Here is a 13,738-nt window from a genome sequence, read left to right as displayed (position 1 = left end):
AGCAGCACAAACCGAACTGCCCACTGGAGAATGACCATGTCGATCATCAATACCAACCTGTCCTCGCTGAACGCACAGCGCAACCTCACCAAGTCGGCGGGCGAACTGTCGACCTCGATGCAGCGCCTCTCCTCCGGCCTGCGCGTCAACAGCGCCAAGGACGACGCGGCCGGCATGTCGATCGCCACCAAGATGGATTCGCAGATCCGCGGCATGAGCCAGGCTTCCCGTAATGCCAACGACGGCATCTCGATGATCCAGACCGCCGACGGCGCGCTGTCGAACATCTCGGACGCACTGCAGCGTATGCGTGAACTGGCAGTCCAGGGCGCCAACGCCACCAACGGCACGTCGGAATGGTCGAACATCGACACCGAGATGAAGGCGCTGAACACGGAAATCGGCCGTATCGCTTCGGACACGAAGTTCAACGGCACCGCGCTGCTGACCGCAACGCCCGTCTCGAAGGACATCCAGGTGGGCGCCGATTCGGGCCAGAAGATCACCGTCAGCTTCGGCGCCAACACCGCCTACGCCGGCCTGGCCGCGAGCGCGGTCGTGGTCTCCGACGTGAGCAGCGCATCGGCCGCGATCACCGCCATCGATGACGCGCTGAAGGCCCTGAACACCGAACGTTCGTCGCTCGGTACCGCGCAGAACCGCATGGGCTACGCCATCAGCAACCTGGCAACCAACATCGAAAACCAGTCGGCAGCAAAGAGCCGCATCACCGACACCGACTACGCTGCTGAAACCAGCAAGCTGAGCCGCTCGCAGATCCTGCAGCAGGCCGGTACCGCGATGCTGGCCCAGGCCAACTCGGCACCGAACAGCGTGATGTCGCTGCTGCGCGGCTAATCGAACGGTATAACGAACGGTATAATCGATCGATTCGATGGATCAAGACACTGTGCGGGGCTGAGCCCCGCACAGTCGTTCCCAGGGAGGTGTTCCGATGTTGCAACCGTTATCCGCTGGAAGCCCCATGGCCGTCGCCGGCAACGGCGCACGGCCCTCTGTCGATGGGGCCGCCAAGCCCGCGGCGTCCGCCCCTGCGGCGACGCCGCTTCCCGCCGCAGTGGCGAAAAAATCCGACCAGGCCGAGTTGAACAACGCCGTCGCCGACCTCAACAAGGTGGCCCAGGCCGCGTCCCAGGGCGTGCGTTTTTCGGTCGACGAAGATACCGGCCGCACCGTCGTCAAGGTGGTGGACACCCAGACCGACAAGGTCCTGCGCCAGATTCCGACGGTCGAGGCGCTCAAGCTGTGGCGCTCGATCGAGCAGATGCAGGGCGTGATGTTGCGCGATACGGCGTGAGGGACGTGCACGTCCCGGATGTCATTTAACTTGATGGGAGAAACCTATGGCGGCCATTAGCGGCGCAGGCATGCTGTCCGGACTGCCGGTGGACGATCTCGTATCGTCCTTGATGAAGATCGAGCAGCAGCCCCTGGCCAACCTGCAATCGAAGCAGGCCAGCTTCAATGCCAAGCTGTCGGCCTTCGGCACCCTGAAAAGCGCGGTGTCCGCCTTCCAGGCCGCAGTCAAGAACGTCTCGGGCGATGCCCTGTCGGCCCTGACCGCCACCTCCAGCAAGACCGACACGATCGGCGTGTCCGTTGCCAAGGGCAGCGGCGCCACGGCCGGCAGCTATGCCATCGAAGTGAGCAAGCTGGCCCAGAGCGACAAGCTGGTATCGGGCGGCGTCGCCGCCAACACCAGCTTTACCGCGGCCGGCAGCACGATGGACATCACGGTCGGCGGCAAGACCACCAGCGTGACCCTGACCGACGGTTCGCTCTCCACCCTGGCCGGCAATATCAACAAGGCCAATGCCGGCGTTACCGCCACCATCCTGAACGACGGCACCAGCGACCGCCTCGTCATCACCGGCAACAACACCGGCAGCGCCAACGGCGTCGGCATCGCCGCCACCGGCAGCGTGGCGATGTTCGCCACCGGCACCGGCAGCACCATGACCCGGTCGCAGACGGCGCAGAACGCCGAGATGACCATCGACGGCGTCGCGGTCTCGAAAGCCTCGAATACCGTGACCGACGCCATCAAGGGCGTGACGCTGAACCTGGCCCAGACCAATGTCGGCAGCCCGGTCAAGATCAGCCTGGCGAAGGACACGGGCGCGATCACCGCCAACATCACCGCTTTCGTGGATGCCTACAACACGCTGGCCACGGCGGTCGGCAAGCAGACCGCCTACAACGCGGCCACCAAGACCTCGGCGGTGCTCAACGGCGACGCCTCGGCGCGCTCGATCCTGACGAATGTGCGTGCCGAACTGGGCAAGGCGGTAAGCGATGCCGGCGGCCTCAAGACGCTGTCGGACATCGGCATTTCCTTCCAGCGCGACGGCACCCTGAAGCTGGAAAAGCCCGACAAGCTGAAATCTGCGCTGGAAACGAATTTCACGGCCGTCTCCAGCCTGTTCGGCTCGGCCGACGGTATCGGCACGCGCCTGGCCAAGGTGACCGATGACATGCTCGGCGCGAAAGGCGTGTTCAAGACCCGCACCGACGGCCTCAATTCCACCATCGATAGCCTGGGAAAAAGCCGCGACCGGATGGAACTGCAACTGGCCCAGACCGAAAAGCGCTACCGCGCCCAGTTCACTTCGCTCGACACGATGATGGTCAACATGCAGAGCATGACCGGTTACCTGAGCCAGCAGCTGGCGGCGCTGGCGGCCAACTCGGGATACTGATCCGGTTTCGCCCGCGCCATGGAAAAAGCCCGCGCTGCGGGCTTTTTCTGTTCGGTCCTGCTGCGATCATTGCGCCACTTCGACCCGGTTCTTGCCGCTTTGCTTGGCCTTGTACATGGCCCGGTCCACGCGCGCCAGCAAGCTGGCCTGGTCTTCGCCCGGCAGCCGCAAGGCGACGCCGGCCGAGAACGTGATCAGCAATTTCTCGTTGTCGTGCATGAAGAAATGCTTGGTCAGCTCGCGCTGCAGGCGCGTCATGGTCAGCTCCGCCGCCGCGATGCCCGTCTCGGGCAGGATGATCAGGAATTCCTCGCCGCCGAACCGGGCGATCACGTCCATCGAACGCAGCGTCGCCTTCACCACCTTGGCCAGGTGGCGCAGGGCGTTGTCGCCGGCCAGGTGGCCGTAGGTATCGTTCAGGCGCTTGAAATTGTCGAGGTCGAGCAGGGCCACGCACAGCGGCGTGTTGCGGCGGTCGGCACGCGCGCTTTCGCGCTCGAACACGTCGTCCAGGCCGCGCCGGTTGAGCGTGCCGGTGAGCTGGTCCTCGCGCACCAGTTCGCTCATGTGCTGGAGCTTGGCTTCCAGTTCCTTGATCTTGCTTTCCGCTTCCTGCACCTCGCGGTGCGCCGACAGCATGCGGTCGCGCGAGGCGAGTGCCTCGGCCTGGGCATGCTTGGTCTCGCGCAGGACTTCATCGAGCACGTCGTTCAGTTCGGTAATGTCGCCGGCGTGGCGGATGCGGTCCGAAAAGCCGCCCAGCTTCTCGTGGAAGTCGCCGGTCGACGCCGCCACGGAACCGAGACGGTCGATGAAGGTCATCATCATGTTCTTGACGGTGGCCTTCACGTCCGACAGGTTGTGCCTGAGCCGGCCCTGCTTGTAGATCACGTCTTTCAGGCTGCGCGTGGCGTCTTCCAGCGCGCGCTGGTCGATCGGGCCGGCGATCAATTCCTGCACCGCCTCGATCTGGCCGCGCATCCAGCTGTCGTCGTCCAGCAATTCGCTGACGTTTTCCAGCAGCAGCTTGAACAGGCGCAGCAGCAATTCCTGCTGTTCGCCCGTGTCGCCGCTGTGCAGTTCGATCTGGAAACACAGTTCCTTCAGGCGCGTCGCGATTTCCTGCAGCGCCGCTTCGCCATGGGCTATTTTCACGGCCGCGCCGAGCGACTCGGCTTCCTGCGCAAGCACTGGACTGGCCGGCAATAGCGAGGCGAGGGCGAAGGCCAGGGTACGGCTGAGCAGTTCGCGCAGCAGTTTGGTGTCGTTGCTTTCCATGCCGTAGGTCACGCCCGGCGGGATGCCGCGCCGCAGGTGCTTTTCGACCAGCTGCGACAGGGCGCGCGCATAGCCGTCCCAGTCGCGTCCCTTGACGGCCCGGTTCAGGCGGCGGCCGTATTCGGCCAGTTCGCCCGGGGTATCGGTCAGTTGCGTCGCGAAGTCGCCCAGCACGGCTTCGGCGGCGGCGCCGGCGGGGGCCGCCGGCGCAGGGACCGGCTTCGGCACGCCGGCGATCTCGTCGTAGATGTCGCGGTAGGCGTCGGGCGTCGGCGCGATGCGGCGTGCGGCCAGGCGCTTGAATGCCTCGCGGGCGATATCGACGGGATGTTGGGCGGGCGGGTTAGACATGTGCAAGGCAATGTATTTACTATGCGGCAATGATAAGCAATTTTCTTTTTCGTCATCGCCCGAACAAAGCCGGGAAAGCGTCTTACTTACTGGCAATGCCTACAACCCTGCCTAGTCGACCAGTTGATTCCTGATCGCGTAATGCGTCAATTCGGCGCTGGTTTTAAGGTTCATCTTAGCGAGCAGGCGCGCCCGGTATTCGCTCACCGTCTTCACCGACAGCGACAGCTCGCGCGCGATCTCGCTCACCGTCTTGCCCGACGCGATCATGGTCAGCGTCTGGAATTCGCGGTCCGACAGGCTATCGTGGGGCGGCGCGTCGTGGTCCAGCCCGACCTGGCTCGCCAGCGCCTGGGCCAGCGTGGCGCTGACGTATTTCTGGCCGCCCGCCACCTGGCGGATGGCGGTGACGAGCTCGCGCGGCGCGCTCTGCTTGGTCAGGTAACCGGCGGCGCCCGCCTTCAGGGCGCGGATCGCGTACTGGTCCTCGCGGTGCATCGACAGCATCAGCACGGCCAGCTCGGGCCGCTCCTGCTTGATCTGTTTCAGCACCTCGATGCCATTGCGATCGGGCATGGAGATATCGAGCAGCATCACGTGGCAGCGCGATTTGCGGAACAGCTTGATTGCATCGAGTCCGTTCTCGGCCTCGCCGGCGACGACGATGTCGCGCTGCTCGGCCAGGATCTGTTTCAGGCCTTCGCGAACGATGGCATGGTCGTCGGCGATGAATACGCGGATGGTGGTTTTGTCGGTCATCGTTCCCTAGGATTCGCTACGCGCAGGCGGCGGCGGGGCCAGCCTGATCTTGATGGTCACCATCGTGCCACCTCCGGGCGCCGCCGACAAGGTCAACGTGCCGCCCAGCGCGCGCGCGCGCTCGCTCATGCCGCGCAGGCCGAAGGAAGCCGGTTTCAGGCGGTCGGCGGGCGTGATGCCGCGCCCATTGTCGCAAATGGCCAGCGTCAGGTGCTGGCGCTGGCGGCGCAGGGTCACCGTCACGCGGGTGGCGCCGGCATGCTTGGCGACATTCGTCAGGGCTTCCTGGAAGATCCGGAACAGCGCCGCCGCATGGTCCGGGGCAAGCGCGCGCTCGAGGTCATGCGCGCGCTCGGCGCTGCGGAAGATGCAGGCCACGCCGGCCTGCTTCTCGAATTCGCGTGCCTGCCACTCCAGCGCGGCGACGATGCCCAGGTCCAGCGTCGAAGGCCGCAGGTCGAGCGAGATGCGGTGCACCGCCTCGATCGTGCGGTCGACCAGGTCGTCGAGATAGGCCGCCTTTTCCAGCAGGCCCGGCTGGTCGGGCGGCAGGCGGCTGCTCAGCATCGACAGCGCCATCTTGATCGCGGTCAGGTTGCCGCCCAGGTCGTCGTGGATCTCGCGCGCGATGCGGGCCCGTTCCTGCTCCTTCACCTGCTCGATGTGCTCGGTCAGTTCGGCCAGGCGGGCGCGCGAACGCAGCACGTCGCGCTGCTCGTTCTTGCTCTCGGTGATGTTGGTCATGATGCCGTCCCACTGTACCGCGCCGGCCGGCCCCGCATGCGGCGTGGCGCGCAGGTTGATCCACTTGACGTCCTTCCAGGCATCGATCCAGATCCGGCCTTCCCAGTTCCAGCTCGACAAGGCGATCTTCGACACCGCCATCGTTTCCAGGTAGCCCTTGCGGTCTTCCGGCAGGATCAGGCGCAGGAACAGGTCGGGGTCGCGCTGCAGCTCGCCGGGCTGCACGCCGAGCAGCGGCGCGCAGCCTTCGCTCAGGTAGGGATAGGCATGGCGCCCGTCGGCATCGAGGGTAAACTGGTAGACCAGGCCCGGCGTGTGGTCGGCGATGGCGTTGAAGCGCGCCTCGGCCTGTGCAAGTGCGCGGGCGAGGGCGTTCGAGGCGGCCTGCTCGGGCGAGAGGTCGTCGCCGATGGCCAGCAGCAGCGCTCGGGCGCCGCGCCGGGTGCGCAGGAAGGTCAGCTTGGCCGGATAGCTGCTGCCGTCGGCGCGGCGCAGCTCGGTGCGCAGGCAACGCTGTTCGCCGATGTCGTCGCCTTCGGTTTCCCCCATGCCGGCCAGCAGGGCGCTGAGGGCCGCGTCGTCCAGGCTGGGCGCGATATCGGCCGCGCGCATCGTGGCCAGGGCCGCGGCGTCGTAGCCGAGGTTGGCGCGCGCGGTGGCGTTGACGTCGACCAGCGCCAACGTGGCGGCATCGATCAGGAAGACCTCGGCCGGCGCCGCGCGCAGCGGCGCGGCCAGCAGCGGGTCGACCGTCTTCATGGTTCCCCGCTCCCCGGTTTGCGGCGCCGGCGCACGAGCGCGACGAAGCGGCGCAGGGCGCGCGCGCTGCGCGTGGCATGGCGGCTGCCGAAGGGTACCGAAGGCCGCAGTTGCAAGCGCAGCCGGCGCAGCGTGCGGCGCACGGCCGACAGCGCGCTGCGCGCGCGGCGGTACGCCAGGCTGGTGCGAAAACGGGCGATGAGCTGATCTTTAACCATAATAAGCAATTGTGCCACCGTGCAAACCGGACGAGCGCCGGCAAGGACGGCAGGGTCGATACATCGATGGACGAGCACCCATCATACGGTATCGGCGCAGCCGAACCTTCGCGCCGCAAGTGCGGCTACAATGAACCCATGAACAAGGCATTTGTAAAAGAGTCCGACAACGACGACGATGACGACGCCGTCGCCCTGGCGCAGGCGATTCCGCCCGGCGCCAAGAACTACATCACCCCTGCGGGCTACAAGGCCATCAAGGATGAACTGCTGCAGCTGATCGACGTCGACCGGCCGGAGGTGGTGCGCATCGTGCACTGGGCGGCCTCGAACGGCGACCGCTCGGAAAACGGCGACTACATCTACGGCAAGCGCCGCCTGCGCGAGATCGACCGCCGCATCCGCTTCCTCACCAGGCGCATGGACACGGCCTTCATCGTCGACCCCAGCGTGCACCACGGGAACGACCAGGTCTTCTTCGGCGCCACTGTCACCTATCTTAACAAGGCCGGCGAAGAGCATACCGTCACCATCGTCGGCATCGACGAACTCGACCCGCTGCGCGGGCGCATCAGCTGGGTCTCGCCGGTGGCCCGCGCGCTGACCAAGGGCCGCGAGGGCGACCTCGTCACGCTGCAGACGCCGCAAGGCGACGAGGAACTGGAAATCGTTTCGGTCGCGTACCCGGAACCGGTCGCCGACTGATTCCGGCCTGCGCTGGTAAGATGGCGAGTTGCCTTCGATAATTGCCGCGTCCTCGTCTTTCCTTTCGTCCCACATGAACCGTTCCCCCGACACCGCCCCCGCGCCCGATGTCCTGGCCGATCTGCGCCAGGCCACCGCCGCCCGCCACGAGCGTCTCGACAGCGCCTTGCCGCTGGCGGGCGCCGACGCCACCCTGGCCGACTACGCCGCGCACCTGCACCTGCTGCGCGACTGGCTGGCGCCGCTGGAGCGCTGGGAGCGCGGCTACGGCGACGGCCCGCAAGGCGCACCGGACTTGCCCGCCGCCCCGCACCTGGCCCTGATCGAAGCCGACCTGGCCGAGCCCCTGCTGGCCGCCTACGCCGGCGCGCCGCAGCCGGACGCGGTTCCCTGGCCGAGCGACGCCAGCCCCGCCTACCGCTGGGGCGTGGCCTACGTGGTGGAAGGGTCGCAACTGGGCGGCGCCGTGCTGTACAAGCGCCTGGCGGCGCAGCTCGGCCCCCATCCGCTGCGCTACCTGCGCGGGGCCGGCGAGGCAGGGCCTGGGCCGCGCTGGCGCGCCTTCACGCTGGCGCTGCGCGCGCAGGTGACGACGGCGCAGCAGAGCGCCGAGGCCTGCGCCGGCGCGTGCGACGCCTTCGACCGCATCCTGGCACTGGCTTTCGGTCCAGGCGCGGCGCGCTGACGGCGCCGGCACTGCGTCAGGCGCGCTCGCGCTCCACCCGATTCACGCCCGCCACCCTTCTCAGGTTGCGGATCAGGTGCGCCAGGTGCACCCGGTCCTTGACCTGGATCGTGAAGCGCAGCTGGGTCATCATGTTCTCGTCGTCCTCGTCCATGCCGACATAGGTGATGTTGCCATCGGACTCGCCGATCTCGGCCGCCACGCGCGCCAGGATGCCTTTTTCGTTGTTGATCAACAGGCGGATGCGGCAGTCGAAGCGGCGGTTCAGTTCCTCGCCCCATTGCACGGCGATCCAGCGGTCCGGTTCTTTCACGCGCAGGCGTTTGGCCGGCAGGCAGTCGCAGGTGTGCACGACCAGGCCCTGGTCGCGCCGCAGCTGGCCGGTGATCTGGTCGCCCGGGATCGGCAGGCAGCAAGGCGCCAGTTGCACCGAGGCGCCTTCGCTGCCGTAGATCGTGACCGGGTCGATGTCGCCGGTCAGCGGCATGTTCGACAGTTCGGCCGCCGACTCGCCTTCGATCAGGCCGAAGATATGGCGCGCCACCAGCGCCGGCATGCGCTTGCCGATGCCGATGTCGGCGTACAGCTCGTCCATCGACTTGGCCGAGGATTCGGCCAGCAGCCGGTCGATCGTGGTCGAGGAGAGCGCCGGCTCGATGTTGCGCGCGACGAGGGCCTGGGCCAGCAAGTCCTGGCCCAGTTCCACCGACTCGTTGACGTTGACGGTGCGCAGGTGGTGGCGGATCGCCGAGCGCGCCTTGCCGGTGCGGACGTAGCCGAGCCAGGTCGGGCTCGGGCGCGATTCGGCGTCGGTGACGATCTCGACGATGTCGCCGTTGTGCAGCTCGGTGCGCAGCGGCTGGGTCTCGTTGTTGATCTTCACCGCCACCGTGTGGTCGCCGATGCCGGTGTGGATCGAGTAGGCGAAGTCGAGCGCCGTGGCGCCGCGCGGCAGGGCGATGATCTTCGATTTCGGTGTGAACACGTAGACCGAGTCGGGGAACAGGTCGACCTTGACGTGTTCGAGGAATTCGGCCGAGTCGCCGGTCTGCTGCTGGATGTCGAGCAGCGACTGCAGCCAGGCGTGGGTCCGCTGCTGCAGGTCCGACATGTTCTGGTCGCCCGTCTTGTAGAGCCAGTGCGCGGCGACGCCGGATTCGGCGGTCCGGTGCATGTCCTGGGTACGGATCTGGAATTCGACCGGGGTGCCGTAGGGGCCGATCAGGGTCGTGTGCAGCGACTGGTAGCCGTTGAGCTTGCGAATCGCGATATAGTCCTTGAACTTGCCCGGCATCGGCTTGTAGAGGCCGTGCAGGGTGCCCAGCGCGACGTAACAGTTCGGCACCGTGTCGACCACGACCCGGAAGCCGTACACGTCGAGCACCTGCGAGAACGACAGGTGCTTGTTGCGCATTTTCTTGTAGATGCCGAACAGGGTCTTCTCGCGCCCGTAGACTTCGGCGTGGATGCCACCCATGGCCAGCGTGTTCTTGACCGCTTCGAGGATCTTCTTGACCACTTCGCGCCGGTTGCCGCGCGCCGCCTTCACCGCTTTCGAGAGCGTCCGGTAGCGCAGCGGGTACAGGTGCGAGAAGGCGAGGTCCTGCAGTTCGCGGTAGATGTTGTTCAGGCCGAGGCGGTGGGCGATCGGCACATACACTTCCATCGTCTCGCCGGCGATGCGGCGCTTTTTCGCCGGCGCCATCACGCCCAGGGTACGCATGTTGTGCAGGCGGTCGGCCAGCTTGATCAGGATGACGCGCACGTCCGAGGCCATGGCCAGCAGCATCTTGCGGAAGTTTTCCGCCTGCGCCTCGACCAGGCTCTGGAATTCGATTTTCTCGAGCTTGGACAGGCCGTCGACCAGGTTTGCCACGGGCGAGCCGAAGCGCTCGATCAGCTCTTCCTTCTTGACGTCCTGGTCCTCGATCACGTCGTGCAGGAGCGCGGCCATGATGGCCTGGGCGTCGAGCTTCCACTCGGCGCAAATTTCGGCGACGGCGATCGGATGGGAGATGTACGGCTCGCCCGACTTGCGCACCTGGCCGAGATGCATCTCGTCGGAGAAGCGGTAGGCTTCCTTGACTTTCTTGAGTTCGGCGGGGGTGAGGTAGTCCGACAGCTTGTCGATCAGGTGGCTGACCGAGGCGACGCCGATGGCGGTAGGCTCAGGGACTTCTGGCGGCTTGCCCGGGCGTTTGGCCCGGGTGGTGGTATTGCCTGATTGAGTCGAGTCCGGGGGAAGCAGGTTCATGTTATGTCGATCAGCCGCAGTGTGATGACAGAATAACAGAATTGGGTGTCGACACACTCAAGCATGCCAGGGAAGCCGGATCCGGGGAATCGGGCTTCCCGGTCGTTGCTTACATCGGCACTTTTTTCAGCATTTCGACGCCGACCTTGCCGGCGGCGATCTCGCGCAGGGCCACCACGGTCGGCTTGTCCTTGGCGTCGACCTTCGGGGTGTGACCTTGCAGCAGCTGGCGCGCGCGGTAGGTCGCAGCCAGGGTCAGCTGGAAGCGGTTAGGGATGTTCTTGAGACAATCTTCAATGGTGATACGGGCCATGGTATAGCTCCTGAATAGGCAATATGACGACGACGCGGCGATGACGCGAAGGATTATGCTGGTTGGTGCGCGTGGATGCCAAGCTGGGCGAACAGCGAAGCGTTGCGGGCTGCCTGTTGGGCAAAGCGGCAGCGTGTCGCCTGGACAATCGCCTGTAGCTGGGCCAAGGCGGCATTGAACTCCTCGTTGATGATAGCATATTCGAACTCGGGCGCGTGAGCGATCTCGCCACCGGCGGCCAGCAAGCGGCGCGTGATGATGTGCGGTTCGTCGGTGCCGCGCTTGTGCAGGCGTTCCTCGAGCGCCGCGATCGACGGCGGCAGGATGAAGATGCCGGCCGCATCCGGGAATTGCTTCTTCACCTGGCGCGCGCCTTGCCAGTCGATCTCCAGCAGGATATCGGTGCCGGACTTCATTTTTTCTTCGACGCTCAAGCGGCTGGTGCCATAGTAATTGCCGTGCACTTCCGCCCATTCGAGGAACTCGCCACGCTCGGCGCGGGCGACGAAATCCTCGGCGCTGGTGAAATGGTATTCGCGGCCATCCTGCTCGCCCGGACGCGGCGGGCGCGTGGTCGTCGAGATCGACAGCTGGATGCCCGGCTCCTGCGCCAGCAGCGCATTGACCAGGGTCGATTTGCCGGCGCCGGACGGAGCGGCGACGACGAACAGGCTGCCGGAGAAGGCGGTGGTGATCATGGGGTGTCCTTTGTTTCTGCGATTGCATCGCGATGGTTCATCATTCAGAACGCGTGGACGGGTCCCCCCGTCCGCGCGTCCAGGCGCCGCCCGACCGGCGCCGCCATTCAAATCGTCGTCACTCCAGGTTCTGCACCTGCTCCCGCATCTGTTCGATCAAGAGCTTCAATTCCATCGACGCGTCCGCCAGTTCCTTCACCGACGCCTTGGCGCCCAGCGTATTGGCTTCGCGATTGAGTTCCTGCATCATGAAGTCGAGCCGCTTGCCGACCTGGCCGCCCTTTTTCAGGATGTGGCGCGTCTCGTTCAGGTGCGCCGACAGGCGCGACAGTTCTTCCGAGACGTCGATGCGGATGCCGTACAGCGTCACTTCCTGGCGGATCCGTTCGAAGACTTCCTGGCGGCTCAGGACCGACGGGGTGCCGTGGCCGGCCAGGCCCAGCGCGTCCTGCATGCGCTCGACCGCTTTCTGCTGGAACTGCGCGATCACCTGCGGGATGAGCGGCGTGATGCGCTTGACGATCACTTCCATCGCATCGATGCGCGACTGGAGCATCTGTTCGAGGGCCGCGCCCTCGCGGCGGCGGCTCTCGACAAAGGCGGCGATGGTCCTGGCGGTGAGGGCGGCGACGTCGGCCTGGAGCGACTCCTGGCCGATATGCGATTCCTCGACCACGCCGGGCCAGCGCAGCAGCTCGGCCACCGACATCGGCTCGGCCTGCGCGAAGTGGCGCGCCACCTCCGCTTGCAGGCGCGCCAGGTCGGACAGCAATTCCTGGTTCAGCGCCTGGGCGCCGCCGGCGACCTTGCGGCCGAAGGACAGGCGCGCTTCGACCTTGCCGCGCGTGATGGCGGCCATGATGGCGGCGCGCAGGTCCGGTTCCAGCGCGCGCAGCTCGTCGTTGATGCGGAACTGAAGATCGAGAAAGCGCGAATTGACGCTCTTGATTTCGATCGTGAGCGTGCCCGCAGCGCCTTCGCTCGTGGCCACTGCATAACCTGTCATGCTTGAAATGCTCAATTCGGTCCCCGGTTTTGAGAGCGCCCGACAAGCACCACATGGCGGCCTTGCATGCGTCGCGCCGTACTCGCGTACCGTCTTCGACGCTGCCCTTGCCCCGCGGCTTTCGCTGGACGCTCTTTATTCTTTACAAAGCCGACATTTATCCACACAATCGCCGTGTTATGCAAGGAACTCTTCAGTATGGCCGCACAAAATAACGCACCCTTGCCGGAAGGGCTGGAGATTGCCGGATATCGCATTGTAAAGAAAATCGCGTCCGGCGGGTTCAGTATTGTCTATCTTGCATATGATGCCGAGGGCAGCGCCGTCGCCATCAAGGAATACCTGCCGAGCGCCCTCGCGCTGCGCCAGCCGGGCGAACTCGCGCCCTCCATCGCCAGGCCGAACCAGCCGCTGTTTCGCATCGGCCTGAAGTGTTTTTTCGAGGAGGGGCGGGCGCTGGCGCGCATCAACCATCCGAACGTGGTGCGCATCGTGAACTTCTTCCGCGCCCATGACACGGTGTACATGGTGATGGCCTACGAATCGGGCCAGTCGCTGCAGGAGCACATCGCGCGCAGTAACGGCAGGAACACCGGCAAAGGCGGCCCCAGGGGCGGCGGCCTGGGCGAGGGCTTCATCCGCAAGACCTTCGACGGCATCTGCCGCGGCCTGCGCGAAACCCATGCCAACAAGCTGCTGCACCTGGACCTGAAGCCGGCCAATATCTACCTGCGCAGCGACGGCTCGCCCATCCTGCTCGACTTCGGCGCGGCGCGCCAGGCCGTCGGGCTGGACGCGCCGCTGCTCGCGCCGATGTACACGCCGGGCTTCGCGCCGCCGGATCTGTACGCCAAGGGCGCGCCGCTCGGCCCCTGGTCCGACATCTACGGCCTTGGCGCGGCCATGTTCGCCTGCATGACGGGCGCGCCGCCGCAGGCGGCCGACGCGCGCAAGCTGGACGACCGGCTCGGCGCGCAGTTCGACGCGCTGGCCGGTCACTACTCGCCCGAGCTGCTCGACATGGTGCGCGCCTGCCTCGCGCTCGACCCGATGGCGCGCCCGCAAAGCGTGTTTGCCGTGCACAAGGTGCTGCAGGCGGCACCGGCTCGGCCGCTCGCCGCCGAGCCCGTGGCGGCGAGCGCGCCGCCCGCGGGCGCACTGCGCGCGCTGCTCGGACGCATCGGCCTGGTCAAGCGCACCCGGCGCGGCGGCCAGTAAGCCATCCACCCAATCACGCCGCAAGGCACA

The 13,738-nt window shown here is 66.0% G+C and carries 14 protein-coding genes; 6 read left to right on the top strand and 8 right to left on the bottom strand.

The genetic code is table 11. From position 1 onward, the window contains the following. Positions 1-36 precede the first annotated feature (36 nt). From ACFPOU_RS00310 to fliD, 3 genes are all read left to right on the top strand, one after another. Positions 37-858: a flagellin N-terminal helical domain-containing protein gene (locus ACFPOU_RS00310; protein WP_379715424.1), complete on the top strand. Its 822-nt coding sequence runs from the start codon at positions 37-39 to the stop codon at positions 856-858. Between the two features lie 127 nt (positions 859-985). Further along, the gene (locus ACFPOU_RS00305; protein WP_379715421.1) at positions 986-1,318 is read left to right on the top strand and encodes a flagellar protein FlaG; all 333 of its coding nucleotides are present in this window, start codon (positions 986-988) and stop codon (positions 1,316-1,318) included. Between the two features lie 46 nt (positions 1,319-1,364). Continuing rightward, the gene (gene fliD / locus ACFPOU_RS00300) at positions 1,365-2,720 is read left to right on the top strand and encodes a flagellar filament capping protein FliD (RefSeq protein WP_379715418.1); all 1,356 of its coding nucleotides are present in this window, start codon (positions 1,365-1,367) and stop codon (positions 2,718-2,720) included. A gap of 66 nt (positions 2,721-2,786) precedes the next feature. Here the strand turns inward: fliD and ACFPOU_RS00295 are convergent, their stop codons facing one another. The 4 genes from ACFPOU_RS00295 to ACFPOU_RS00280 form a co-directional block, all read right to left on the bottom strand. Beyond that, a complete protein-coding gene (locus ACFPOU_RS00295; RefSeq protein ID WP_379715415.1) occupies positions 2,787-4,349 on the bottom strand; it encodes a GGDEF domain-containing protein in 1,563 nt (520 codons plus the stop codon). A 111-nt stretch (positions 4,350-4,460) separates the two neighbouring features. Next, on the bottom strand, positions 4,461-5,108 hold the full coding sequence (locus ACFPOU_RS00290) for a response regulator (protein WP_379715412.1): 648 nt from the start codon (positions 5,106-5,108) through the stop codon (positions 4,461-4,463). Positions 5,109-5,114: 6 nt separating this feature from the next. Beyond that, on the bottom strand, positions 5,115-6,611 hold the full coding sequence (locus tag ACFPOU_RS00285) for a sensor histidine kinase (protein ID WP_379715409.1): 1,497 nt from the start codon (positions 6,609-6,611) through the stop codon (positions 5,115-5,117). Beyond that, positions 6,608-6,829 (bottom strand): hypothetical protein, encoded by a 222-nt coding sequence (locus ACFPOU_RS00280; protein WP_379715406.1) that lies wholly within the window; start codon positions 6,827-6,829, stop codon positions 6,608-6,610. The genes ACFPOU_RS00285 and ACFPOU_RS00280 overlap by 4 nt, the downstream gene beginning before the upstream one ends. Before the next feature lie 138 nt (positions 6,830-6,967). On the opposite strand from ACFPOU_RS00280, the gene greB reads away from it, so the two are divergent. Together greB and ACFPOU_RS00270 are read left to right on the top strand one after the other, a co-directional pair. Next, on the top strand, positions 6,968-7,534 hold the full coding sequence (greB, locus tag ACFPOU_RS00275; protein ID WP_379715403.1) for a transcription elongation factor GreB: 567 nt from the start codon (positions 6,968-6,970) through the stop codon (positions 7,532-7,534). A 73-nt stretch (positions 7,535-7,607) separates the two neighbouring features. Next, a complete protein-coding gene (locus ACFPOU_RS00270; RefSeq protein WP_379715400.1) occupies positions 7,608-8,219 on the top strand; it encodes a biliverdin-producing heme oxygenase in 612 nt (203 codons plus the stop codon). 16 nt (positions 8,220-8,235) lie between these two features. Here ACFPOU_RS00270 and ACFPOU_RS00265 read toward each other — a convergent pair whose 3' ends face one another. The 4 genes from ACFPOU_RS00265 to ACFPOU_RS00250 all read right to left on the bottom strand — a co-directional run bounded on the left by ACFPOU_RS00265 (position 8,236) and on the right by ACFPOU_RS00250 (position 12,490). Next, a complete protein-coding gene (locus ACFPOU_RS00265) occupies positions 8,236-10,473 on the bottom strand; it encodes a RelA/SpoT family protein (protein ID WP_379715397.1) in 2,238 nt (745 codons plus the stop codon). A 109-nt stretch (positions 10,474-10,582) separates the two neighbouring features. After that, positions 10,583-10,786: a DNA-directed RNA polymerase subunit omega gene (rpoZ, locus tag ACFPOU_RS00260; protein ID WP_379715394.1), complete on the bottom strand. Its 204-nt coding sequence runs from the start codon at positions 10,784-10,786 to the stop codon at positions 10,583-10,585. Between the two features lie 53 nt (positions 10,787-10,839). Then, positions 10,840-11,484: a guanylate kinase gene (gene gmk / locus ACFPOU_RS00255; RefSeq protein ID WP_379715390.1), complete on the bottom strand. Its 645-nt coding sequence runs from the start codon at positions 11,482-11,484 to the stop codon at positions 10,840-10,842. Between the two features lie 118 nt (positions 11,485-11,602). Further along, complete coding sequence (locus tag ACFPOU_RS00250) at positions 11,603-12,490, bottom strand: YicC/YloC family endoribonuclease (RefSeq protein ID WP_379715387.1); 888 nt, start codon at positions 12,488-12,490, stop codon at positions 11,603-11,605. A gap of 198 nt (positions 12,491-12,688) precedes the next feature. On the opposite strand from ACFPOU_RS00250, the gene ACFPOU_RS00245 reads away from it, so the two are divergent. After that, on the top strand, positions 12,689-13,708 hold the full coding sequence (locus ACFPOU_RS00245) for a serine/threonine-protein kinase (RefSeq protein ID WP_379715384.1): 1,020 nt from the start codon (positions 12,689-12,691) through the stop codon (positions 13,706-13,708). Positions 13,709-13,738: the final 30 nt, after the last annotated feature.

The organism is Massilia jejuensis (assembly GCF_042656795.1).
Lineage (GTDB): Bacteria > Pseudomonadota > Gammaproteobacteria > Burkholderiales > Burkholderiaceae_D > Telluria > Telluria jejuensis.
This window is presented reverse-complemented; position numbering and strand designations above follow the sequence as displayed.

Excerpts from the sequence above, each read along its gene's own strand:
- ACFPOU_RS00310 (WP_379715424.1), top strand. The coding sequence starts at position 37 with ATGTCGATCATCAATACCAACCTGTCCTCGCTGAACGCACAGCGCAAC.
- ACFPOU_RS00305 (WP_379715421.1), top strand. The coding sequence starts at position 986 with ATGGCCGTCGCCGGCAACGGCGCACGGCCCTCTGTCGATGGGGCCGCC.
- fliD (WP_379715418.1), top strand. The coding sequence starts at position 1,365 with ATGGCGGCCATTAGCGGCGCAGGCATGCTGTCCGGACTGCCGGTGGAC.
- ACFPOU_RS00295 (WP_379715415.1), bottom strand. The coding sequence starts at position 4,349 with ATGTCTAACCCGCCCGCCCAACATCCCGTCGATATCGCCCGCGAGGCA.
- ACFPOU_RS00290 (WP_379715412.1), bottom strand. The coding sequence starts at position 5,108 with ATGACCGACAAAACCACCATCCGCGTATTCATCGCCGACGACCATGCC.
- ACFPOU_RS00285 (WP_379715409.1), bottom strand. The coding sequence starts at position 6,611 with ATGAAGACGGTCGACCCGCTGCTGGCCGCGCCGCTGCGCGCGGCGCCG.
- ACFPOU_RS00280 (WP_379715406.1), bottom strand. The coding sequence starts at position 6,829 with ATGGTTAAAGATCAGCTCATCGCCCGTTTTCGCACCAGCCTGGCGTAC.
- greB (WP_379715403.1), top strand. The coding sequence starts at position 6,968 with ATGAACAAGGCATTTGTAAAAGAGTCCGACAACGACGACGATGACGAC.
- ACFPOU_RS00270 (WP_379715400.1), top strand. The coding sequence starts at position 7,608 with ATGAACCGTTCCCCCGACACCGCCCCCGCGCCCGATGTCCTGGCCGAT.
- ACFPOU_RS00265 (WP_379715397.1), bottom strand. The coding sequence starts at position 10,473 with ATGAACCTGCTTCCCCCGGACTCGACTCAATCAGGCAATACCACCACC.
- rpoZ (WP_379715394.1), bottom strand. The coding sequence starts at position 10,786 with ATGGCCCGTATCACCATTGAAGATTGTCTCAAGAACATCCCTAACCGC.
- gmk (WP_379715390.1), bottom strand. The coding sequence starts at position 11,484 with ATGATCACCACCGCCTTCTCCGGCAGCCTGTTCGTCGTCGCCGCTCCG.
- ACFPOU_RS00250 (WP_379715387.1), bottom strand. The coding sequence starts at position 12,490 with ATGACAGGTTATGCAGTGGCCACGAGCGAAGGCGCTGCGGGCACGCTC.
- ACFPOU_RS00245 (WP_379715384.1), top strand. The coding sequence starts at position 12,689 with ATGGCCGCACAAAATAACGCACCCTTGCCGGAAGGGCTGGAGATTGCC.